Genomic DNA, 23116 nt, shown 5'->3' on the forward strand with positions numbered 1-23116 from the left:
CCGGCTCAACCGGCTGCTGGTTGAGCCGCGCCGAAGGAGCGCAGCGACGCCTGCGCGTGACGAAACCTTCTGGCGCACGGTGCAGGGTCTTGACCACAGCATCTTTGAGAGACTCCGCAGAAACGTCACACTGGTTTCGTCACGGTCCCCGGCGCTCCGCGCGGCGGGACCGGCTCAACCGTCACGGTCCTCGGCGCTCCGCGCGGCGGGACCGGCTCAACCAACCGGTGCCGCCAGTGACCGTGTCGTCACGTCGTCGCCCGGCGGGGCAAAGCGCGGGTAGAGTGGCCGACCGTATGTCCTCCTCCGCACTGGAAAATCTCTCCCCCGCCTTCCCCCAACGCGCCGCTTGGGGCACGGCGTCGTCCCTGCGTGCCTGGCAGCAGGACGCGCTGGATCAGTACGCGCGCGACCAGCCCCGCGACTTCCTGTGCGTCGCCACCCCGGGGGCAGGCAAGACGACCTTCGCCCTGCGGGTGGCCCTGGCCCTGCTGCAGTCCCGCGAGATCCGGCGCATCGTCGTGGTGACCCCCACCGAACACCTGAAGGTGCAGTGGGCCGACGCCGCCGCCCGGGTCGGCATCCAACTGGACCCCGGCACCGGGGGCTCCTCACGCAAGGGTCGCTCCCGCGAATACGACGGCTCCGCTGTGACCTACGCGGGCGTCGCCGCCCGGTCCTACGTCTACGAGGCGCTGTGCGTGTCGAAGGACGTGCTGGTGATCTTCGACGAGATCCACCACGCAGGAGACTCCAAGAGTTGGGGCGAGTCGGTCACCTACGCGTTCAGCAACGCGAAACGTCGGCTCGCACTGACCGGCACACCGTTTCGCTCGGACGACAACCCCATACCGTTCGTCGCCTATGACGAACTCGCCCCCGGCGTCAAGCAGTCGCGCGCCGACTACACCTACGGCTACGCCGAGGCGTTGGCCGACCACGTCGTGCGTCCCGTCTTGTTCATGAACTACGGAGGACCGATGCGGTGGCGCACCAAGTCGGGCGACGAGTTGGCCGCCGACCTCGGCGTCCCCATGACCAAGGACCTGACCGCTGCGGCTTGGCGCACGGCGCTAGCGCCGCAGGGCGAATGGGTCTCGGCCGTGTTGCGCGCAGCCGACCGCAGGCTGATGGAGGTCCGCCGCCACATCCCCGATGCCGGCGGCCTGGTGATCGCCACGAACCAGACCACCGCCCGTGCCTACGCGAAGCTGTTGACCGATCTGACAGGAAAGCGGCCGTGTGTCGTCCTCTCCGACGATTCGAAGGCCAGCGCCAGGATCGACGAGTTCTCCGCCTCCGACGAGCGGTGGATGGTCGCAGTGCGGATGGTCTCCGAGGGTGTAGACGTACCGCGGCTGGCGGTCGGGGTCTATGCCACGGCAACCTCGACCCCACTGTTCTTCGCCCAGGCCGTCGGCCGCTTCGTTCGCAGCCGTCGCCGCGGAGAGGTCGCGACGGTGTTCCTGCCGACCGTACCGGTTCTGCTGGCGCACGCCTCGACCATCGAGAAGCAGCGCGACCACGTGCTGGGGCGGCCGAAGAGCGACGAAACCGACATCTGGGCCGAGACCGAGGCCTTGATGGAACAGGCAAACCGCTCGGAATCTGCTTCCGAGGATCTGCTGGGCGAGTTCGAGGCCCTGGAGTCGCAGGCCACGTTCGACCATGTGCTGTTCGACTCACAGGCCTTCGGCATGCACGCCGAGCCCTCCTCGCAGGACGAGGCCGACTACCTCGGCCTCCCTGGCCTGCTGGAGCCCAGCCAGGTTTCGGTTCTGCTGGCCGAGCGGCAGCGCCGCCAGTTGAGGCGGCGGGAGAAGGACGACCGTAAGGTCGAGCCCGAGGTCGCACTCCACCGGGCAATGGCCTCGAAACGCAAGGAACTCAACTCCCTGGTGGCGCAGTACGCCCGCATCAAGGGCGTCCCGCACAGCCACGTCCACGCCGACCTGCGCCGCGAATGCGGCGGCCCTCCGCTGGCGAAGGCCACGCAGAATGAGGTCGACGAGCGCGTCCGCGCCATCCGAGCTTGGCTCCGCGGCTGAGCACGACGCGGAGACGATCCGCAATAGGACGACCGTGCGACCCACGTCCAGGTTGTGAAGGTGGGGGTAGCGTTGCCACATGAGCGAGCATTCGGAACATGACAAGGGCGGCGTGTACTCGACCAAAGGCAAGGCGTTTGAGCGCGACTCCAACTACATCACGACCCGGATCGTCGTCGACCCAGAGCCCGGCACCAACGACTTCCCGGTCGAGCCGGGTCGCTACCGGCTGATCGCGGCCTATGCCTGCCCGTGGGCGAACCGTTCGATAATCGTGCGTGACCTGCTCGGCCTGGGTGACGTGATCTCGATGGGCAACCCCGGCCCGACCCACGACGCCGACTCCTGGACCTTCGACCTGGACCCTGGTGGGGTCGATCCAGTTCTCGGGATCCCGCGGCTGAAGGACGCCTACCTCAAGCGCTTCCCCGACTATTCGCGCGGCATAACCGTGCCCGCGATCGTCGACGAGACGACCGGCGAGGTGGTCACCAACGACTTCGCGCAGATCACCGAGGACCTCTTCTTCCAGTGGAAGCAGTACCACCGCGCCGATGCACCCGATCTTTGGCCGACGGACCGGCGCGATGAGATGGAGGAAGTGATGCGCCGCGTCTACACCGAGGTCAACAACGGCGTGTACCGCTGTGGTTTCGCCGGGTCGCAGGAGGCCTATGACGCGGCGTACGACCGGCTGTTCACCGCGCTCGACTGGCTCGAGGAGCGGCTCGGGGGCAGCCGGTTCCTGATGGGAGATGCCATCACCGAGGCCGACATCCGCCTGTTCACGACCCTGGTGCGCTTCGACCCCGTCTACCACGGTCACTTCAAATGCAACCGCAACAAGCTCACCGAGATGGTCAACCTCTGGGGATACGCCCGCGACCTGTACCAGCTCCCCGGTTTCGGCGACAACGTCCGCTTCGACCAGATCAAGGACCACTACTACAAGGTGCATCTCGACCTGAACCCGCTCGGGATCGTGCCGAAGGGCCCCGACCTGAGCGGCTGGACGACGCCGTCAGGGCGGGGTTGAGCCCGTCACTCAGTTGAGCGCGACGGCCGCCTCCGCGGTGTAGTCGATGAAGGTGAAGGTCTCCTGCAGGTACAACGTGACCGTCTCCAGGTCGTGGGTCAGGTAGCCGATCTCGACTTCGGAGCCGAGTTGCAGGTCGTAGTCGCCACCCCGGGTGGTGAGCACGAACGCGCCGTCGATCGCAGGGGCCCAGATGATGCTCCCGTCGACGAGGCGCTGGATGTGTTCAAGGATCGGATACCCGTGGTCTGAGGTTTCGGCCACCAGAGTGTACACGTCGGCCGAGAGCAGGACGCTGTAGGGGCCTTGGACCCCGGCCAGCCTGAGTTCGGTGACGGCGTGCGCGATCACGTCGGGGATGTCGATGGCGTCAGCGGGAAGGCTGAGCGGCGCGTTGGAAGCCCCGGCACGGATCCCGGAGATCCCAGCACCCTCGTAGCCTTCGAAGATCGCGCGGTCCTCGGCGAACGCCAGCTTCCTGGCCGCCTCCTTCACCGGGTCCCAGTCTGAATCCTGGCCGCCCCGTTCGCAGTTGTCGATGTCCTCACGGTTGACGACGAACGGCACCCTCAGGCGCACCATCGGCTGCGTGACGCGAAGGCTCGACTCGATGCCGTCGGCGGGAGGGGCGGCCGGGCTCAGGTGCCCCGTGTTGGCGGCGGCGGCCTCAGGACCGAGCGGCCCGTTGACGTCGACCACCCGCCTGCCCGCGATGTGGCGGCTGAAGGTGCGCGACGCCTCCTCCTCGATCTGTTCCCACGCGGCGGTGGTGACGGGTGCGAGTTCGCGGTAGAGGTTGTTCATCAGTTCTGTCCTTTCAGGCTTCCGATGTTCAGGGAACCCGACGACGACGGCGCGGCCGGGGCGGTGCCGACAGGCGAGGTCGGGGCGGGTGTGAGATGTGAGAGTGGGAGCGGGTCGTCGAGGAACGCGGCGGGTGGCACGTAGAAGAGCCCGCCGGTGATGGCCGTCGAGAACTCGAGGATCGCGTCCGAGTTGCCGGGTGGGTCCCCGATGAACATGTTCTCCAGCATCTGCTCGGTGACGGCCGGGTCTCGGGAATATGCGATGAAATAGGTGCCGAACTCGCCGCGCCCGACGTCACCGAACGGCATGTTGAGCCGGACGATGTCCAGTTCGTTGCCGTCGTCATCCTCCACCGAGTTGAGCACGACGTGTGCGTTGGTCGGCTTGTCCTCGTCTGCCAGTTCGATGTCGTCGAACTTCTTCCGTCCGATCACCCGTTCCTGCTCGTCGACGGAGAGGGCCTTCCAGCCAGGCATGTCGTGGAGGTATTTCTGGATGTGGACGTAGCTGCCGCCCGCAAAGCGGGAATCCTCAGCGCCGACGGTGGTCGCCGCTTCGGCGGCCTCACCAGTCGGGTTCTCGGTGCCGTCGACGAATCCGAGCAGGTCACGGGTCTCGAAATAGCGGAACCCCTGCACCGAGTCGACCACGGTGACGGCTCCATCGAGCGCATCGAGGATGCGGGTCGCCAGTTCGAAGCAGAGGTCGGGGGTGTCGGCGCGGATGTGGAAAAGGAGGTCTCCGGGAGTCGACGGCGCCGTGTGCCGCTGCCCTTCCAGGCTTCTGAAGGGGTGCAGCCTGGCCGGCCTCGGACCCGCGAAGAGCCGGTCCCACGCCAGGGATCCGATTCCGGTGAAGAGGGTCAGGTTGCGCTCGGGATACCGGAATCCGACGCTCTTGGTCAGCCCTGCCAGGCTGGCCAGCGTGCCGTACACCGTCGACTCACCACCCCGGTCGATATTCGCGACAAGGAACATCGCCGACGGGGTGATCCGCCAGTTGTCAGGATGTGCTGTAACCACGGTTCCACCATAGCCCCGTACGCATGAGGATCGCCTTCGGACTCCGCCACATGCGCTTTCTGCGACACCCGCGCGGTTTCGCTGGCGGCGGCCGATTCCACCGGCGACCGTCTGCACCACGGGCGCGGCAACGAGGTCGGCCCGTTGGGCATGCCGAGGTGCTGGTCACCGGTAGTCTGAGGCCATGCCCAACAGCCAATATGAGGTTCTCCCAGGCGGCCATGGAACGCGTGTGCTGATCAAGGCACGCGGACGCCACGTGCTCGGAAACCCCCGGATCAACCGGGGCACCGCCTTCACCTGGGAGGAACGAAGGGCTCTTGGGCTGGTGGGCCTCCTCCCGACCAACGTCACCCCGATAGAACTGCAACTCCGACGCGCGTACGAGCGGTTCAACAAGGCGGAGACCGCGCTGGAGCGGTTCGCGTATCTACAGGCGCTTCGTGAGCGCAACACCGTCCTGTTCTACCGGCTGCTGAGTGACCACCTGCCCGAGATGATGCCGATCGTCTACACCCCTACCATCGGCGAGGCCATCAAGCAGTTCAGCCTGTGGTATCAGGCTTTCGGCGGCATCTTCGTCTCCATCGACCGGCCGGACGAGATTGAGCAGGCGCTCGAGAACAGCGGAGCGGGTCCGGAAGACGTCGATCTGCTGATCGTCACCGATTCCGAGGGAATCCTCGGGATCGGCGACCAGGGGGTCGGCGGTGTCCAGATCTGCATGGGCAAGAAGTCGCTCTACACTGCCGCCGCCGGGATCGACCCCGACCGAATTCTGGCGATCGTGCTCGACGTTGGCACCGACAATCTGCGGCTCCTCAACGACGAGTTGTACCTCGGGGAGCGGCACGCGCGCATCCGTGGCGCCCGCTACGACGAGTTCGTCGACCGCTTCGTCTCGGTGGTCCACGCCAAGTTCCCCCACGCCATGCTGCACTGGGAGGATTTCGGAGCCAACAACGCCCACCGGCTGCTGCATACCTACCGGGGTGACATCTGCACCTTCAACGACGACATCCAGGGCACCGCGGCCGTAGTCGCCAGCGCAGTCCTCGCAGGGGTCAAGAGTCGGCGCCAGAGGTTGAGGGACCAGCGTTTCGTCATCCACGGGGGCGGCACCGCCGGCATCGGCATCGCCGACCTGTTGGTGGACCTGATGGTGAAAGAGGGCCTGACGGCCGATGAGGCGCGCTCCCGCTTCTGGGTCACCAGCAGCCGGGGACTGGTCACGGACGACGCCACGATGAAGTTCCGTGACTTCCAGCGCCCCTACGCCCGAGGCATCGGCGAGCTGACCGGTTGGGAGCTGGAGCATCCGGGCCACCACCTGCTGGCTGACATCGTCGCCAACGTGCACCCGAGCGTCCTGATCGGCACCTCCGGGCAGCCGGGCTCCTTCACCGAGCCGATCGTGCGCGACATGGCCGCACACGTCGACCGGCCGCTGATCTTCCCTCTGTCCAACCCCACTTCGCTCGCTGAAGCGGTCCCCGAGGATCTGATCAAGTGGACCGATGGCAGGGCTCTGATCGCGACAGGCTCGCCCTTCCCCCCTGTCGCCTACGAGAGAACGGCCTTCACCATCGCGCAGGCCAACAACGCGCTGGTCTTCCCGGGGCTCGGCCTCGGCGTCGCCGTCTGCCGTGCGAACCGGGTAACCGATTCGATGATCGCCGCTTCCGCCGAAGCGGTCGCATCCCTGTCAGTGGTTCAACGCCGTGGCGACTCGCTGCTGCCGAGCGTCCAGGACCTGCGGAGGGTCTCCTCAACGGTCGCGCTTGCCGTCGCGGCCGCCGCCGAGGACGACGGTGTGGCGGAACGCCCGTTGACGCACCCCGTCGAGCAGGTATTCGATGCGATGTGGCAACCCCAGTACCCGGAGTTGATCATCGAGGAGTGACCCTGTTGCGGGCCCGCCGAGCGCTACACCTGGGCGCGCAACGACCTGAGCCTGCTCAGTGACGATTCGCGGCCGAGGATCTCCATCGACTCAAACAACGGCGGCGACACCTTGCGACCGGAGATCGCCAGCCGGATCGGCGCGAAGGCGAACTTGGGCTTGATGCCGAGCGCATCAACGATGCCGCTCTTCAGACCCTGCTGAATGGAGGCGGCGTCGAAGTCGACCGAGCCGACGACGTCAATCGCCGCGTCGAGCACCTCAGCGGCGTTCTCGGCAAGCGCCTCAACCAACGCCGGATCGACTACAAGGTTCGCGTCGGCTTCCAGCAGGTAGTCCAGTTGCGGCAGTGCGTCCTTGAGGGTGACCAGGCGTTCCTGGATGATCGGGACCGCCTTGCGGAGGGTGTCGAGCGCGAAGTCGGTCGGGTTGACCCACTGACCGATGTCGGTTGCGAAGGCCGCGATCCGGGCGGTCAGCTCGTCTGCGCTGAGCGAGCGGATGTAGTGGCCGTTGAGCCAGTCAAGCTTCTTCAGGTCGAAGATCGGCCCGACGGTGTTGACCTTGGCCCACGAGAAACGCTCCACGAACTCCTCGAAGGTGGAAACCTCATGCTCCTCGTCTCCCGCGTAGCCGAGCAGTTGGAGGAAGTTGCGCACCGCCTCCGGCAGATAGCCCTCCTCTTTGAACCACATGAGTCGTGCCGCCGGGTTCTTGCGCTTGGAAATCTTCGACTTGTCGGTGTTGCGGAGCAGCGGCATGTGTGCGAACGCCGGCGGCTCCCATCCGAGCCAGCGGTACAAGAGGACGTGCTTCGGGGTCGACGAGATCCATTCCTCGCCACGCACGACGGTGTTGATGGCCATCAGGTGGTCGTCGACGACCACTGCAAGGTGATAGGTCGGGAATCCGTCCGCCTTGAGGATGACCTGATCGTCGGGGCGGGGTGCCTTGACGGTGCCGCGGATGATGTCGTCGAACTCGAGCGGGGCGTCATCGGGGATCAGCATCCGAACGACGGGGGTTTCACTGAAACCCGGCAGCAGCGCCCGCTCCTCACGGCTCTTGCCGTGACACAGCCGGTCGTAGCCCGTGGTCGAGAGCTTCAGGCGCTCCTGCTCCTTGCGAAGTTCCGCGAGTCGCTCCGACGAGCACCAGCAGTGGTAGGCGTGGCCGTCCCTGATCAGCTGCTCCACGAACGGCAGGTAGGTGTCGAGGCGTTCTGACTGCTTGTACGGCGCGTAAGGCCCACCTTTGCGTGGGCTCTCGTCCGGGCCGAGCCCGAGCCATTCAAGTGAGTCGTAGACCTGCTGTTCGGAGCCGGCGACGAGGCGGTTCCGGTCGGTGTCCTCGATGCGGAGCACGAACTGCCCGCCGGTCTTTCGCGCCCAGGCAAGGTCGAACAGCGCCATGAATGCGGTACCGACGTGGGGGTCGCCGGTGGGCGAAGGGGCGACTCGGGTGCGGGCTGGAACCTCAGTTGTCATAGTGCCCCAACTCTATACGGACGCCACCCCCTCCAGGTTCAGGCCGAATTGGGAGCGTGGACGGTAGCAACAGCCTGCGCTTCAGGCAGCAGGCACTCCTCCGAGCGTCGGGCCTTCCATCCACACTGGTCGTGCCCGTCCTCCCGGTAGGATGGGTCGCGGCCCAAGCCGCTAACATGACGCCATGACAGAACCCGGCTCGCCCACCAACTTCATCTACGACGCGGTCAATGCCGACGTAGCTCAGGGCACTCGCGGCGGCCGGGTCCAGACGAGGTTCCCACCAGAACCCAACGGCTACCTGCACATCGGGCACGCGAAGGCGATCGTGGTTGATTTCGGGGTGGCCAGCGACTTCGGTGGCAGGTGCGTCCTGAGGCTGGACGACACCAACCCCGAGACGGAGGACACCGACTTCGTCGATTCCATTCTTGAGGACATCCGCTGGCTCGGCTACGAGCCGGATGAGGAACGCTACGCCTCCGACTACTTCGAGCAGCTCTACACCTGGGCAGAGCAACTGATCGACGCCGGGTTGGCCTACGTGGACGACCAGGACGGCGAGGCGATCTCCGCGGGCCGTGGCGGCTTCGGTAAGCCGGGCGTGAACTCACCGTTCCGCGACCGCGCGGCTGCTGAGAACCTCGACCTGTTCCGCCGCATGAGGGCAGGCGAGTTCGCAGAAGGCTCGCGTGTCCTACGGGCCAAGATCGACATGGCGCACGAGAACATGCAGCTGCGCGACCCCATCATGTACCGCATCCGGCACGCTCACCATCACCGTACGGGCGACCGGTGGCCGATCTACCCGACCTACGACTGGGCACATGGCCAGTCCGACGCCATCGAAGGCACCACACACTCGATCTGCACGCTTGAGTTCGAATCCCACCGGCCGCTCTACGACTGGTTCCTGGACAAGCTCGACGTGAAGGACGCCCCTCGCCAGTACGAGTTCGCGCGCCTTGAGCTGACCTACACCGTCACCTCGAAGCGAAGGCTCGCCAAACTGGTCGCCGACGGCGTTATGGAGGGCTGGGACGACGCCCGGATGCCGACCCTCCGAGGTCTCAAGCGCCGAGGCTACCCTGCTGCCGCGATCCGGTCCTTCTGCCGCGAGGTCGGCACTACCAGGACCAACTCGCGCCAGTCGGTCGAGTACCTGGAGAGCTATGTTCGGCGCGAGCTGAACGCCACCGCCCAGCGTCGGATGGCGGTGCTCCACCCTCTGAAGCTACGCCTGACCAACTGGCCGACTGACGAGAACGGGGAGCCGGTGGTTGAACACTTCGAGCTGACGAACAACCCCGAACGCGCCAAGGATGGCACCCGCAAGGTGGCCTTCTCGGGCGAGTTGTGGATCGAGGCAGACGACTTCAGGGAGGTGCCCCCGCCGAAGTACTTCCGGCTGTCCCCCGGCCGCGAGGTACGCCTCCGGGGCGCCTACTTCGTGACCGCTACGGAGGCGGTCAAGGACGAGCATGGCAACATCATCGAGGTGCTTGCCACCTATGATCCGGCGACGAAGGGTGGCAACGCGCCTGATGGCCGCCGGGTGAAGTCGACCATGCACTGGGTCTCCGCCGCGCACTCCGAGGACGCCACCGTCGCACTGTACGAGCGGTTGTTCACCGCGGAGGCCCCCGGGGAACGCACCGGCGAGGCACTTGACGACCTGAACCCCGCCTCGCGTGAGCTCCTGAGCGACGCGAAGGTTGAGCGTGCGCTTGGTGACGCCGCGCCGGGTGAGGTCGTCCAGTTCGAGCGCCTCGGCTACTTCGCTGCCGACCTGGACTCCCCGATGCTGTTCCACCGTACTGTCGGTCTGCGCGATGAATGGGCCTCGATCCAGAAGCGAGGCTGAACCTTCCCGACGCGGCGCTGCCCCTGGCCCGCAAGCCGGATCAGGGGCAGCAGGTCACAGATGGTCAGCGGCGGAACAGCACGAGGTTGTTGAAAACCCACCCCTCGCTCTGGTTGAAGGTGTACCCACCTCCGGCCTTCGGCTTCGCCGAGACGACCGTGGTCCACGCATAGCTCCTGCACGCACCGCGCCCGGTCGCCGCAGTATCGCACTCCGTGCTCCAGCGGCGCCCGTCTGCCGCGATCCAGGCACCCTGCACGCCCAGGGGGTTCTCCTTCCATTGTGTACGGCTCATGTACGGCAGGTAGGTCAGGTTGTTGAAGGCCCAACCGTGCCGCATCTGGTACGCGCCGCCCTGCCTGACCACGACGCTCGCCCAGATCTCGGTGCGGCAACGAATGGTCTGTGAGTAGTCCTCGCAGGTCGTGTTCCACTGCCGTCCGTTGAGGAAGTGGTGGCCGGGCAGCGTGTACGGGGCGCTCGGCAACCAGCCGGGCCCTGCCGAAGGTGTGCCTCCACCACCGCCCGGAGTCGGCGTCGGCGTAGGCGACGGCGTTGGCGTCAGAGTCGGCGTAGGCGACGGCGTAGGCGTAGGCGTCAGAGTCGGCGTCGGCGTCGGCGTCGGCGTCGGCGTCGGCGTCGGCGTCGGCGTAGGCGTCGGCGTCGGCGTCGGCGTCGGCGTAGGCGTCGGCGACTCGGGGAACAGCACCAAGCCGTCGCCGCCCTTGCCCTGGAACCAGGACTTGGCTGCGACCCCACCGATGGTGGGCTGCTCGCTACCGCCGTAGGTGTCGATGACGGCCTTGTCAGCATCCGTCCCATAGACCCACACTTCGGCCGACGAGCCACCGCAGGTCGTTCCGGACTTGAAGTGAATGTCCGCGCCGGGAGCCAAATCCAGCTGGCGGAACTGCTCTACGGAGTTGAGCGGTGCCTCCTCGGTCCCCGTGCCGGCGGTCGCTGCCTCACAATCGATCCAGATCTCCCCTGGTTTGCCCGGGTCACTCTGCTGCTGATACAGCGCCCAGTTGGCGATGCCGTAGGCCCCTCGGGCGGAGGTGACCGTCAGCCGCCACTGCTGTGCGCTGACCGGCGAGGCCAACCGCAGTATCCGGTTGACACCGACTGTGGACGCTGACGCCGCCTGGACCCATTCGGCCCCGCTGAGGTACTCGACCTTGAAGCCACGGATCTGCTGGCCATGGGCGAGGGTGTCCTCGCTGATGCTGATCCTGCTGACCGCCTGCGGGCTGCCGAGGTCGACCACGATGGGGGTCTGGTCGGCCCCGTCAGCCGAGGTCCACGAGCTGCGGGAGTTGCCGTCCGTCACCGCCCCGGTCACCGAGCCGCCAATTTCGGCTGGCACGCCCAGTGCGACATCCTTGCCGTAGTGCTGACGGCGCTGGCTGGCAAAGTCCTGCAACGCGGCCACCGATGCCGGGGCGAAGCTGCCCGACGTCGTCGGAGGCACATTCAACAGCATGACGGCGTTCTGACCGACCGTCTTGTCCCAGTGGCTGTTCAGGAGCGTGCTGCCAGGCTTGGGCGAGTCACCCGGGTGAGCGAACCAGCCGTCGGTCAGCTTCATGTCGGCCTCTGACGGCCACCAGTGCAGGTCTGTGGTCCGGCCTCCGCGCACCGCGGAGACCAGCCACTGGTCGTCGTAGCGAGTGTTGAAATAGTGCTCGTTGACGGCCTCGATCTTGCCGCCGTCGGTCGGTTTCTCAACCGAGACGACTGCCCACTCTTCGTCACGGGCGTAACCGCCCTCGTTGCCGACCCAGCGGATGTCGTTGCCGCCAACGGCGATCAGCGAATCGGGCTGGAGGTTCTTGATCAGGTCGTAGTAGGCAACGTAGTCGAACTGCTCCGAACCGTTCGTGTTACCGGAGGCGCCGTCGAACCACACCTCGTCGATGGTCCCGTACTCGGTCAGCACCTCATAGAGCTGGTTCAGGAAGTACTGGCCGTAGTCCGTGGCCTCGTACTGGAAGGTCGGCAGGTCGCGGCCGATGCGGTCGTCCGCCTGGACGAGCGTCGGGATGGTGCGGGTCGACTTGGGTGACCCGTTGGCGAAAATGCCCTCCTCTTCGGCCCAGGAGTCGGCCGGGGACAGGTAGACGCCGACCTTGAGCCCATACTTCTTCGCCGCCGCGGCGAACTCCTTCATGATGTCACCCTCGCCGTTCAGCCAGGGTGTTGAGGCGACGTTGAAGCTCGAGTAGCGGGAAGGCCAGAGTTGGAAGCCGTCGTGGTGTTTCAGGGTGAGGATGCCCATCTTGAAGCCCTGGTCGCGCAAGGTCTTGACCCACGCGTCGACGTCGACCTCTCCGGTTGGGTCGAACCGCGCCGGGTCCTCGGTTCCGTGGCCCCACTCCTGGTCGTAGAAGGTGTTGATGCCGAAGTGCATGAAGCCGGTCAGCTGCAACTCCTGCCAGGTCTGCTGCGCCTCGGTGGGGCGCACGGCGCTGGCCTTGGCGATGATGTCGGCATCGCAGTCGCTGGCCGACACCGGCACATAGTTGCCGGGCTCGATCATGCCGTCCTGGCACTCGACCGGGGACTTCAGGGTCTGGAAGGTGAATGCCCCATCGACGAACCCACCGTCAAGCAACCCGAAGCGCACGCGGTCGATCGATCCATTGAAGGCGCGGTTCTGGGCACCGGCGTTGGCCTCGTTGCCGAACACCACCGAACCGGGTCGGTCCTGGCGGCTGAGGAGGTCGCCGGCGACCTTCGCCTGCTCGACGCCGTCAAGCCAGACGGTGACCACCGCTCCCCCGGAGCCATCGGGCACATAGGCCACCGAAACGATGTGGCTCACCCCGACCTGCAACGCACCGCCCCCGGAGACGAAGTCACGCCAGGTACCACCAGCATTGCCGGAGTAGCCGTACTGCAGCGAGCCGTTGCTGAACCGAACGAAGAAGTTGCCACCGATGCCGATCAGGGTGGCCAACTCGCGCTGGCTACCGGTCGGTGTGAACTCTGCCTCAGCCACGAAACCGGTGTCGATGTCCGCGTTCGGCATGGCGTTCCTGGACGGGGTGAAGATGAGTGCCTGATTCGCCGCTGAGAAGGTGAGCGCAGAGTCGCCGAGTGCCGGGGCGCCAAGCAGTACGACCTCCCCCTCCACTACCTCCGAGGCGGCCTTGGAGTAGCCGCCGTCAGTGGAGGCGCCGTCGAATCCAAGGTAGAGCTGATCCGTGGTGACCGGGGTCGGCTGCAACTCGAAGTCCTCGCCGACCCCGTCGGTGCCGTTGACCCGGACCTGGTGGATAGTGGCGACGACACCACGGGAACCTCCGTCGGGGTTGACCTCATTGCCGAACCCGAACGCTTCCCCAGGCCGGTCGACACCGTGGCCGGGCTGGCTCCGGTGACCGGCGGGAGCGCCTCACCGTCGAGGCTAACGTCCATCATCACGCCGGACTCCGCCCAGCGGTAGTGGAGGGACAGCGCATGCTCGACGTTCAACTCCGGCAGAGTCGCCTCCTTGAACGTGTCGACCCACACTCCGGTGGCGTTGCTGGAGTAGCCGTAGCGCAGCCTCCCGTTCTGGGCCCGCACGAAGACGTTGCCGCCGGCGGACAGGTAGGTCGCCATCTCCGGCGTGGCCGTCGCGGTATACCTCGTCTCCATCACGAAGCTCTGGTTGCCGGATTCCAGGTCGAGGCTTGAGGCGTCGAACCGGAGACCCTGCGTACCACCCGTAAGCGATACTCCTGTGGGAACCTGCTGCTCGGTACCGCTGACGCGGTGCAGGGTGCCCCGCTGGGCTTCATCGCCTTGGGTTGTGTACTGCGTCGTGCCAACCAGCGACCCTCCGAACGAGACGTCGAGGGCGTCCGTGGGGCTGGCCTGCGCAGGCTCTCCGGCGGCGCCCCCTGCGGCGAGTGCCGAAGCCAGCAGGCCCACCAGCGCGGTACGCAAATTCAATCGGGGGGTATGGGGTGGTCGCATGGGACTCCAGTCGAATCAGCTTTGATCGAAATTCTCATTCAATCTAAACCACCGATCTCCTTCCCGACATCCAAGATCGGCCGAACGAACACCGGCCCTGAGCGGACATCCCGACGCATCCAAAAAGGGCCGCGCGGTTTCCCGCGCGGCCCTTTGACGACTCTGGGAGTCAGGAGGTCACTTGATGACCTTGGTGACGTTACCTGCACCGACGGTGCGGCCGCCCTCACGGATGGCGAACTTGAGGTTGTCCTCCATCGCGACGGGCTTGTTCAGGTGAACGGTCATCTGGGTGTTGTCGCCAGGCATGACCATCTCGGTGCCAGCCGGGAGCTGGACGACGCCGGTCACGTCCGTCGTGCGGAAGTAGAACTGAGGCGAGTAGTTCGAGAAGAACGGCTTGTGACGGCCACCCTCCTCCTTGGTCAGCACGTAGACGCTGGCCTCGAAGTCGGTGTGCGGCGTGGTCGAGCCGGGCTTGATGACGACCATGCCACGCTCGACGTCTTCCTTCTTCGTGCCGCGGAGCAGCAGGCCGACGTTCTCGCCCGCGCGACCCTCGTCGAGGATCTTGCGGAACATCTCGACACCGGTGACGGTCGAGGTCTGCTTCTCGTCACGGATGCCGATGATATCGACGGTCTCGCCGGTCTTGACGATGCCGCGCTCGATGCGGCCGGTGATGACGGTGCCACGACCGGTGATCGTGAAGACGTCCTCAACGGGCATCAGGAAGGGCTTGTCAGTGTCGCGCTCAGGCTGCGGGATGTACTCGTCGACAGCGTTCATGAGCTCCATGATCGAATCGGCCCACTTCTCGTCGCCCTGGAGGGCGGGGAAGGCTGCGACCCGGATGATGGGCAGGTTCTCGCCGTCGAACTCCTGTGCGTCCAGGATTTCGCGCAGTTCCATCTCGACCAGGTCGATCAGGTCGGCGTCTTCGTCGTCGATCATGTCGCACTTGTTGAGCGCGACGACGATCGCAGGCACGCCGACCTGGCGGGCCAGGAGGATGTGCTCGTGGGTCTGAGCCATGGGGCCGTCGGTGGCGGCCACGACGAGGATCGCGCCGTCCATCTGGGCAGCACCGGTGATCATGTTCTTCACGTAGTCGGCGTGCCCGGGGCAGTCGACGTGCGCGTAGTGACGCTTCTCGGTCTGGTACTCGACGTGCGCGATCGAGATCGTGATACCGCGCTGACGCTCTTCGGGCGCCTTGTCGATCTGGTCGAACGCCGAGACGGCATTCCACTGCGGGTAGCGGTCATGAAGCACCTTCGTGATCGCCGCGGTCAGAGTGGTCTTGCCGTGGTCGACGTGTCCGATGGTGCCGATGTTTACGTGCGGCTTGGTCCGCTCAAACTTGGCCTTTGCCACGAGGGCTCCTTCTTACATCTCGTCGCACGGGATTGTGCGACGTGTGGTCTTTCCTCAATGAGGGTCCGGCCCCCGAGCTTACCGCCTGGAGCCATACCTGACCAATCTTAGCGATCTGGATCATGCGCGCAAAATGAGACGCCACGGCGCATTGCCGCCGGCGCCACCGCGGTCATCGGCCATCGTCGACGGCCGCCCCGGGGAGGATCCAGTCGCAACCTGAAACGACAGGCCGGGAGGTGAACCTCCCGGCCTGTCGTCTGTGAGCGGTGATCGCTAGCTAGATCACTCGCCCTTCGCCTTGGCGATGATCTCTTCCGCGATGTTCTTAGGAGTCTCCGCATAGGAGTCGAACTCCATGGAGTACGACGCCTGGCCGGAGGTCTTCGAACGCAGGTCGCCGACGTAGCCGAACATCTCCGACAGCGGCACCAACGCGTTCACGACGCGGTTGCCGTGCTGCTCATCCATCGACCGGACCTGGCCGCGACGCGAGTTGAGGTCGCCAATGACCGTGCCGAGGTAGTCCTCGGGGGTGGTCACCTCGACGGCCATCACAGGCTCGAGGATGGCTGGGTCGGCCTTGCGGGCGGCCTCCTTGAATGCCTGTGCACCGGCGAGCTTGAACGCGAGCTCCGAGGAGTCGACGTCGTGGTAAGCACCGTCAGTAAGGGTGGCCTTGATGTTGTCGACCGGGTAGCCGGCCAGGACGCCGAACTGCATGGCTTCACGGATGCCCTGGTCCACCGCGGGGATGTACTCGCGGGGGACGCGGCCACCGGTGACGGCGTTGACGAACTCGTAGCCGGAACCGGGCTCGGTCGGCTCCAGATCGATGATGACGCGCGCGAACTGGCCGGAACCACCGGTCTGCTTCTTGTGCGTGTACTCGACCTTCTCGACCTTGCGACGCAGCGTCTCACGATAGGCGACCTGCGGCTTGCCGATGTTGGCCTCGACCTTGAACTCGCGACGCATGCGGTCGATGAGGACGTCGAGGTGGAGCTCGCCCATGCCTGCGATGATCGTCTGGCCGGTCTCCTCGTCGGTATGGACGCGGAAGGTCGGGTCCTCCTCCGCTAGGCGCTGGATCGCGTGCGACAGCTTCTCCTGGTCGGACTTGGTCTTGGGCTCGATGGCCTGCTCGATGACCGGGTTCGGGAAGGTCATCGACTCGAGCACGATCGGGCTGCTCGGATCGCACAAGGTCTCGCCGGTGGTGGTGTCCTTCAGGCCCATCACCGCACAGATCATGCCTGCACCGATCGAGTCGATCTCCTCGCGCTTGTTGGCGTGCATCTGGTAGATCTTGCCGATGCGCTCCTTGCGGCCCTTCGTCGAGTTGAGCACCTGCGAACCGGCACTCAGGACACCCGAGTAGATGCGCACGAAGGTCAGCTTGCCCAGGTGCGGATCAGCGGCGACCTTGAACGCCAGGATCGACAGGGGCTCCTCGTCGGAGGGCTTGCGGTGCAGGACGACCGACTCGTCGTTCGGCTTGAAGCCGTCGATCGCGGGCACGTCGAGCGGGGAAGGCAGGTAGGCGATGACCGCGTCGAGGAGTGGCTGAACGCCCTTGTTCTTGAACGAGGTGCCGCAAACCACCGCAGTGAAGATGTTGCCGATGACGCCCTTGCGGATCGCGGCCTTGATCTGCTCGACAGAAGGCTCTTCACCTTCGAGGTACATCTCCATGATTTCGTCATCGACATCGGCGATGCGCTCGATCAGGGTGGCGTGGGCCTCTTCGGCCTTTGCCTTGAGATCCTCGGGGATCTCCTCAACCTCGTAGTCCTCACCCATCTGGGTCTCGCCGCGCCAGGTCAGCGCCCGCATCTCGACGAGGTCGACGACACCGAGGAAGCCGCCCTCAGCGCCGATCGGCAGCTGCAGCAGGACGGGGTCTGTGTTGAGTCGCTCGCGGATGGTCTTGACGACGTGGTCGAAGGACGCACCCGTGCGGTCGAGCTTGTTGACGTAGCAGATGCGCGGAACGCCGTACTTGGTCGCCTGACGCCATACGGTCATCGATTGCGGCTCAACGCCGGCTACACCGTCGAAGACGGCGACGGCGCCGTCAAGAACGCGGAGCGAGCGCTCCACCTCGACCGTGAAGTCGACGTGCCCGGGGGTGTCGATGATGTTGATCAGGTGATCGTGCCAGAAGCAGGTGGTGGCAGCGGACGTGATCGTGATGCCACGCTCCTGCTCCTGCTCCATCCAGTCCATGGTGGCTGCGCCGTCGTGGACTTCGCCGATCTTGTAGCTCTTGCCCGTGTAGAACAAGATGCGTTCGGTGGTGGTGGTCTTACCGGCATCGATGTGGGCCATGATGCCGATGTTGCGAACCTTGTTCAGGTCGGTCACTAGCTGTTTCCTTTTTCGAAAGTCTCAAGCATGAAACGGTGAGCGCCCCCAACCCTTCGACGGGGTTGGGGGCAGTCAATCACCAGCGGTAGTGCGCGAAGGCGCGGTTGGCCTCAGCCATCTTGTGAGTGTCCTCACGACGCTTCACGGAAGCGCCGAGGCCGTTGGAGGCGTCGAGGATCTCGTTCATGAGGCGCTCGGTCATCGTCTTCTCGCGACGGGCGCGGGAGAACGAGACCAGCCAGCGCATGGCGAGCGTGTTCTGACGGACCGGCTTGACCTCGATCGGCACCTGGTAGGTGGCGCCGCCGACGCGACGGGACTTGACCTCCACCGAGGGCTTGACGTTGTCGAGTGCCTTCTTGAGGGTGATGACCGGATCGACCCCGGTCTTCTCACGCGTTCCCTCGAGGGCGTCATAGACGATCGACTGCGCGACCGTCTTCTTGCCGTCGAGCAGAATCTTGCTGACGAGCTGGGTGACCAGCTGCGAGCCGTAAACCGGATCGGCGACGACAGGGCGCTTCGGGGCGGGACCCTTGCGAGGCATTACTTCTCCTTCTTCGCGCCGTAGCGGCTGCGAGCCTGCTTGCGGCCCTTGACACCCTGGGTGTCAAGTGCGCCGCGGATGATCTTGTAGCGCACGCCGGGGAGGTCCTTCACACGACCGCCGCGGACGAGCACCATCGAGTGCTCCTGCAGGTTGTGGCCGACGCCGGGGATGTACGCGGTGACTTCGATGCCGGAGCTCAAACGCACACGCGCAACCTTGCGGAGCGCGGAGTTCGGCTTCTTCGGCGTAGTGGTGTACACACGCGTGCACACGCCGCGGCGCTGAGGGGAACCCTTCAGAGCCGGGGTCTTGTTCTTAGAGACCTTGTCTGTGCGGCCCTTACGGACCAGCTGCTGAATAGTTGGCACCTGCTGGTATCACTTTCGTTGTTGGTGGAATGTACGTTTGTCTTCCCTGGCCGCAGCCTCCCCACACCTCAGTCAGGACACCTTTCCGACCGTGGCGCAGCTCCGCTGCCGTGCGGACTCAGCTGATCCACGCTCTCGTTGCAACGGTCGAAAGCGATCCACCATGCCAGGGCACGCACAAATGGGCCCGAGCAACCGGGCACGCCCGACCAGCCTACTCCACGCTCGCGGGAGATCCAAAGTCAGGGGGCGTGCGGCCAACCAACGCACGCCCGCCGACGCGTACCGCCTTCAGCCCCACACCCAGAGAAGGGCCCGCTCGCGTCCGCGGTATCCAGACGGGTATTTTTTCGGCCTTGTTCCAAGCTAACGCGAGGCCGTTCTCGCTAGCACACCCAAGCGAGCGGAATCTTTTAGACTTGGTCTTGCTGAAAAAAGATAACGTTTTGATAACGTTACGTGGTTTTCGGTCGACGCCCGGCGCGAGTCTCCATAGTCTGCTGAGGGCCGGTGACGTGCGAGGAAGCACGTTCTTCCAAACCCGGACATCCCCTCATCCCCCGAAAGGATCCGTGATGACACCACGATCCCACCAAAGGCGTCGGAAGATCATTCCACTCGCACTGGTAGGTGTGCTTGCCTCCGCCTCCGTCCCGAACGCGGTGGCGGCCACCACCGAGGTTGAACCGAACGAACTGGAGATTGCGGGCGCCGCGCTCTCCCGGCATGCCGCGACCCAGGGCATGGTTCTTCTGGAGAACAGCGACTCCGCCCTCCCATTGGCACGAACGGGCAACGTCGCCGTTTTCGGTGTCGGTTCCTATGTGACCGTCAAGGGCGGTACGGGTTCCGGCAGCGTCAACAACCGCTACACGGTCAATGTGCTCACGGGTCTTGAGGACGCCGGATACCTCTTGACGACCAGCCCCGGCTACTCCACCCCCATGCGCGCCGCGGCCGACGCCGCGGTCTCTGGCACCACCGGCATCTTCGGCGGCGTCGACTACGCCGGCGCCGAAGTGGCGCTGACCCCTGAGACAGTCCTTCCGACAGCACCCACAGACACCGCCTTGTTCGTCATCGCGCGGAACTCGGGAGAGTTCAACGACCGTCGCAGCGGCAAGGGCGACTACCAGCTGAACGACATTGAGCGGGCGAACATCGCCCTGCTGGGTAAGACGTACGCGAAGGTAATCGTCGTTCTCAACACCGGCGGCATCATGGACACCAGCTGGTATTCGGCGATCAACGCAGCGTCCGAGGACCCGGCAGGCGGCCAGCCACTCGACGCTCTCCTGCTGATGAGCCAGGCGGGTCAGGAGTCGGGACACGCACTCGTTGATGTCCTGACCGGTGATGTCGCCCCCAGTGGAAAGCTGACCGACACCTGGGCATCGTCCTACACGTACTACCCCGCCTCCCAGACGTTCGCCTCCAATGACGGCGACTCGCTCCACGAGGCGTACACCGAGGGCCTCTACGTTGGCTACCGCTACTTCGACTCGATGTATGAGAAGCTCGCCAAGAACCCCGACGATGTGGTCCGGTATCCGTTCGGGTTCGGGCTGTCATATACGACCTTCGACATCCGCGCCGGGAAGGTTGAGGCCGATTCCGACACGGTCACGGTGCGGGCCAAGGTGACCAATACCGGCACCTCGGCCGGGGCCGAAGTCGTCCAGGTGTATGTGTCCGCCCCGCAGAAGGGCCTCGACAAGCCTTATCAGGAACTGGAAGGGTTCGCGAAGACGGATGTTCTGGATCCTGGCCAGTCCCAGGAGGTGACCATCGAATTCAAACTCGCCGAACTTGCCTCCTACAGTGAGTCTCGCGCCTCCTGGGTGCTCGAAGGCGGCGACTACATCATCCGGGTCGGCAACTCGTCCAGATCAACCCACGTCGCAACCAAGCTGAACGTTTCCAGCACCGTGATCACCGAGCGTCTCTCCAACCAACTCGACGGCGCCACCTTCGATGAGCTGACGAGCAACCCGGCCAACTTCTACAGCTATGAAGGTGAGGCCACGGAGATCGCCGCCGCACAGACAGTGAACCTGAATGCGGCATCCGTCAAGACGGTCAACAACGCCTCGGATCGTGCTCAGCGCATCCAGGTACCGACAACCTCCCCCCTGTACCCGATCGACGGCACCCTGGTCTCCTCCACGACTGCGCTGATCGACCCCGCGCAGACGGACTGGTCGGGCAGCGGTGCCCCTTACGTGGCCAAGGAGGGAGAGAAGATCAAGCACGTCCAGACGGATCCGGGCGCGACGTTGTACGACGTCGCAAAGGGTGAGCTCACGATGGAGCAGTTCGTCGCAGGGCTGAGCAACGAGCAACTCGCCAACATCGTCGAGGGAGCAGGCACCACCGGCTCCACCCTGATGCTGGCCACCGGCTCCGGGGGCTACACCACATCGCGGTACGAGAACCTCGGGATCCCCGGGCTCGGCCTGCAGGACGGCCCGGCGGGCCTGCGCCTGACTCAGTCCAGCACCAGCAGAGGAGTGACCACGTACCAGTGGGCCACCGCATTCCCCATCGGCACGATGCTGGCACAAACGTTCGATCCGGACCTGATCACCGAGGTCGGCGAGGCCATCGGGAAGGAGATGGCCGAGTACGGCACCACGCTGTGGCTGGCGCCGAGCCTGAACATCCACCGCGATCCGCTCAACGGGCGCAACTTCGAGTATTACTCCGAGGATCCCTTCGTCTCGGGCATCGCGAGCGTGGCGACCACTCTCGGCATCCAGAAGACCCCCGGACGAGGCGTGGCCATCAAGCACTACGCAGCCAACAACCAGGAGACCACCCGCACGACCTCCGATTCGCAGATCTCGGAGCGGACGCTGCGTGAGATCTATCTCAAGGGCTTCGAGATGTCGGTCAAGGGTGCCGCCCCGATGTCGGTGATGACCTCCTACAACTATGTCAACGGCACCTACGCCGCAGCCAACTACGACCTCATCGAGGACGTGCTGCGCGGCGAGTGGGGCTTCGAGGGGCTCGTGATGACGGACTGGGGTGCGGGCCCGAGGGCCGGCGCCCCGGCCGTGATGTACGCCGGAAACGACCTGATCATGCCGGGCAACAACCCGACAGAGGTCGTGACCGCGGTGCAGAAGCTCAACGTCGACATCGACGGTTCCGGCCTGCCCGTCTACATCAGCCGCACCACCGCCTCCAACGGCCGCACCAGCTACACCTGGCAGTGGGGTTCGTTCAGCCCGTCGGCCACCGGAACCGAAACCGTCAGCACCGTGGTCAACTCGACGAGCGACCTGACTGCATTGAAGTCCCAGTTCGTGGACGTCGACGTGATCAACAACGAGACCGTCACCGCACACCCGGGCTTCGCGAGCGTCGACGCCGCCTACACCGAGGTCACGACCCTCCTGGGTGGTTCGGCCTTGACCGCCGCACAGCGTGCGGCGATCACCGTGACCGACGTCGTTCGGCAGGACCCGGCGGACACGGCCAGCCCGGTGGTTTCCTACACCGTCAACGTCAGGGGCGGATACCCGGCGCGCGGCGTGGCCATGCGTCTGGGTGACCTCCAGCGCAGCGCCGTCAACATCCTGACGGTCATCTCCCAGTCGGCCCCCTTCGAGCAACTGGCTGAGACACAAGGCGTCGACGGCATCTCGGTGGCTCCCTATGCAGACCAGTTCGACCTGACCCGGTTCCTGGACTCGCAGGTCGGAGAACCCACCACGGAGCCGACCCCCAAGCCGACCCCGACACCCACGCCAACACCCAAGCCGACGCAGAGCGCCACGCCGTGGACGCCGAGCGCGCCTTACACAATCCCCGGAACTCACCAGATCAACGGCCGCACCTGGCTCACCACCTGCAGCAGGTACTCCCAGACGGAGCGTTGCCGCACGGAGATCTGGGCGTCCACCGTGGCGCGGGACGCATCCGGCAGGTTCTCCATGAAGCAGGGCTGGGCGTTCAACAACCAGACGTATCTGCCTTACATGACGCGGGCTCAGTGGGCGAAGAATCCGCTCGGCCACGCCGGCGAGTGGAGGGCCACGGACGGGAGGCAGTGGCGCACGGAATGCGACACCGCGGCCACGGGTCGTGGCGCCTGCCGCAGCTACACCATGACGACGGTCTACAAGGCCACCCCAAAGGCTGGAGGGGGCTACACCTTCTCCCAGCAGAATGAGTGGGTCTTCAACAACATCGTGATGTTCAGGAGGTAAGTCACGAATCAATCAGATCGCGCGGACGGGGAGGCTCCCGTCCGCGCGATCTCTTTGCGGCCCCCCCTACCCCGGCCGAGCCCCCGAAAATCGACCAGTGGCCG

General features: G+C 65.3%; 14 protein-coding genes. 5 read left to right on the top strand and 9 right to left on the bottom strand.

The genetic code is table 11. The features are described from left to right. The first annotated feature begins 296 nt into the window (after window positions 1-296). Entirely contained in the window at window positions 297-2048 is a 1752-nt protein-coding gene (locus tag BUC15_RS11885; protein WP_073188558.1) for a DEAD/DEAH box helicase, read from the top strand. 79 nt (window positions 2049-2127) lie between these two features. Further along, window positions 2128-3084, top strand: a complete 957-nt coding sequence (locus tag BUC15_RS11890) for a glutathione S-transferase family protein (RefSeq protein ID WP_073188560.1) — start codon at window positions 2128-2130, stop codon at window positions 3082-3084. A 9-nt stretch (window positions 3085-3093) separates the two neighbouring features. Here BUC15_RS11890 and BUC15_RS11895 read toward each other — a convergent pair whose 3' ends face one another. After that, on the bottom strand, window positions 3094-3888 hold the full coding sequence (locus tag BUC15_RS11895) for a family 1 encapsulin nanocompartment shell protein (protein WP_073188562.1): 795 nt from the start codon (window positions 3886-3888) through the stop codon (window positions 3094-3096). Continuing rightward, complete coding sequence (locus BUC15_RS11900) at window positions 3888-4913, bottom strand: Dyp-type peroxidase (protein ID WP_245787968.1); 1026 nt, start codon at window positions 4911-4913, stop codon at window positions 3888-3890. The genes BUC15_RS11895 and BUC15_RS11900 overlap by 1 nt, the downstream gene beginning before the upstream one ends. Before the next feature lie 184 nt (window positions 4914-5097). Here BUC15_RS11900 and BUC15_RS11905 point away from each other — a divergent pair, with 184 nt between their 5' ends. Beyond that, entirely contained in the window at window positions 5098-6816 is a 1719-nt protein-coding gene (locus tag BUC15_RS11905; protein WP_073188566.1) for an NAD-dependent malic enzyme, read from the top strand. Between the two features lie 23 nt (window positions 6817-6839). On the opposite strand, the gene gltX is transcribed toward BUC15_RS11905, so the two are convergent. Next, a complete protein-coding gene (gene gltX / locus BUC15_RS11910) occupies window positions 6840-8228 on the bottom strand; it encodes a glutamate--tRNA ligase (protein WP_245787969.1) in 1389 nt (462 codons plus the stop codon). A 259-nt stretch (window positions 8229-8487) separates the two neighbouring features. On the opposite strand from gltX, the gene BUC15_RS11915 reads away from it, so the two are divergent. After that, the gene (locus BUC15_RS11915) at window positions 8488-10167 is read left to right on the top strand and encodes a glutamine--tRNA ligase/YqeY domain fusion protein (RefSeq protein WP_073188571.1); all 1680 of its coding nucleotides are present in this window, start codon (window positions 8488-8490) and stop codon (window positions 10165-10167) included. 64 nt (window positions 10168-10231) lie between these two features. On the opposite strand, the gene BUC15_RS11920 is transcribed toward BUC15_RS11915, so the two are convergent. The 6 genes from BUC15_RS11920 to rpsL all read right to left on the bottom strand — a co-directional run bounded on the left by BUC15_RS11920 (window position 10232) and on the right by rpsL (window position 18795). Then, the gene (locus BUC15_RS11920) at window positions 10232-13396 is read right to left on the bottom strand and encodes an alpha-L-fucosidase (protein WP_139280236.1); all 3165 of its coding nucleotides are present in this window, start codon (window positions 13394-13396) and stop codon (window positions 10232-10234) included. After that, window positions 13303-14106: a hypothetical protein gene (locus BUC15_RS11925; protein WP_139280237.1), complete on the bottom strand. Its 804-nt coding sequence runs from the start codon at window positions 14104-14106 to the stop codon at window positions 13303-13305. The genes BUC15_RS11920 and BUC15_RS11925 overlap by 94 nt, the downstream gene beginning before the upstream one ends. 201 nt (window positions 14107-14307) lie before the next feature. Next, a complete protein-coding gene (gene tuf, locus BUC15_RS11930) occupies window positions 14308-15507 on the bottom strand; it encodes an elongation factor Tu (protein ID WP_073188577.1) in 1200 nt (399 codons plus the stop codon). 285 nt (window positions 15508-15792) lie between these two features. Next, complete coding sequence (gene fusA / locus BUC15_RS11935) at window positions 15793-17874, bottom strand: elongation factor G (RefSeq protein ID WP_281249287.1); 2082 nt, start codon at window positions 17872-17874, stop codon at window positions 15793-15795. Between the two features lie 79 nt (window positions 17875-17953). Beyond that, window positions 17954-18424 (bottom strand): 30S ribosomal protein S7, encoded by a 471-nt coding sequence (gene rpsG, locus BUC15_RS11940; RefSeq protein ID WP_073188579.1) that lies wholly within the window; start codon window positions 18422-18424, stop codon window positions 17954-17956. Beyond that, the gene (gene rpsL, locus BUC15_RS11945; RefSeq protein WP_014847273.1) at window positions 18424-18795 is read right to left on the bottom strand and encodes a 30S ribosomal protein S12; all 372 of its coding nucleotides are present in this window, start codon (window positions 18793-18795) and stop codon (window positions 18424-18426) included. The genes rpsG and rpsL overlap by 1 nt, the downstream gene beginning before the upstream one ends. 575 nt (window positions 18796-19370) lie before the next feature. On the opposite strand from rpsL, the gene BUC15_RS11950 reads away from it, so the two are divergent. Then, window positions 19371-23012, top strand: coding sequence for a beta-glucosidase (locus BUC15_RS11950; protein ID WP_175558316.1), 3642 nt, complete (start codon window positions 19371-19373; stop codon window positions 23010-23012). The last annotated feature ends 104 nt before the right edge of the window (window positions 23013-23116 follow it).

Source organism: Tessaracoccus bendigoensis DSM 12906 (assembly GCF_900141915.1).
Lineage (GTDB): Bacteria > Actinomycetota > Actinomycetes > Propionibacteriales > Propionibacteriaceae > Arachnia > Arachnia bendigoensis.

Coding starts and splice junctions, on each gene's coding strand:
- rpsG (WP_073188579.1), bottom strand. CDS start 18,424: ATGCCTCGCAAGGGTCCCGCCCCGAAGCGCCCTGTCGTCGCCGATCCG.
- BUC15_RS11905 (WP_073188566.1), top strand. CDS start 5,098: ATGCCCAACAGCCAATATGAGGTTCTCCCAGGCGGCCATGGAACGCGT.
- BUC15_RS11890 (WP_073188560.1), top strand. CDS start 2,128: ATGAGCGAGCATTCGGAACATGACAAGGGCGGCGTGTACTCGACCAAA.
- gltX (WP_245787969.1), bottom strand. CDS start 8,228: ATGGCGCTGTTCGACCTTGCCTGGGCGCGAAAGACCGGCGGGCAGTTC.
- BUC15_RS11950 (WP_175558316.1), top strand. CDS start 19,371: ATGACACCACGATCCCACCAAAGGCGTCGGAAGATCATTCCACTCGCA.
- BUC15_RS11915 (WP_073188571.1), top strand. CDS start 8,488: ATGACAGAACCCGGCTCGCCCACCAACTTCATCTACGACGCGGTCAAT.
- BUC15_RS11895 (WP_073188562.1), bottom strand. CDS start 3,888: ATGAACAACCTCTACCGCGAACTCGCACCCGTCACCACCGCCGCGTGG.
- BUC15_RS11885 (WP_073188558.1), top strand. CDS start 297: ATGTCCTCCTCCGCACTGGAAAATCTCTCCCCCGCCTTCCCCCAACGC.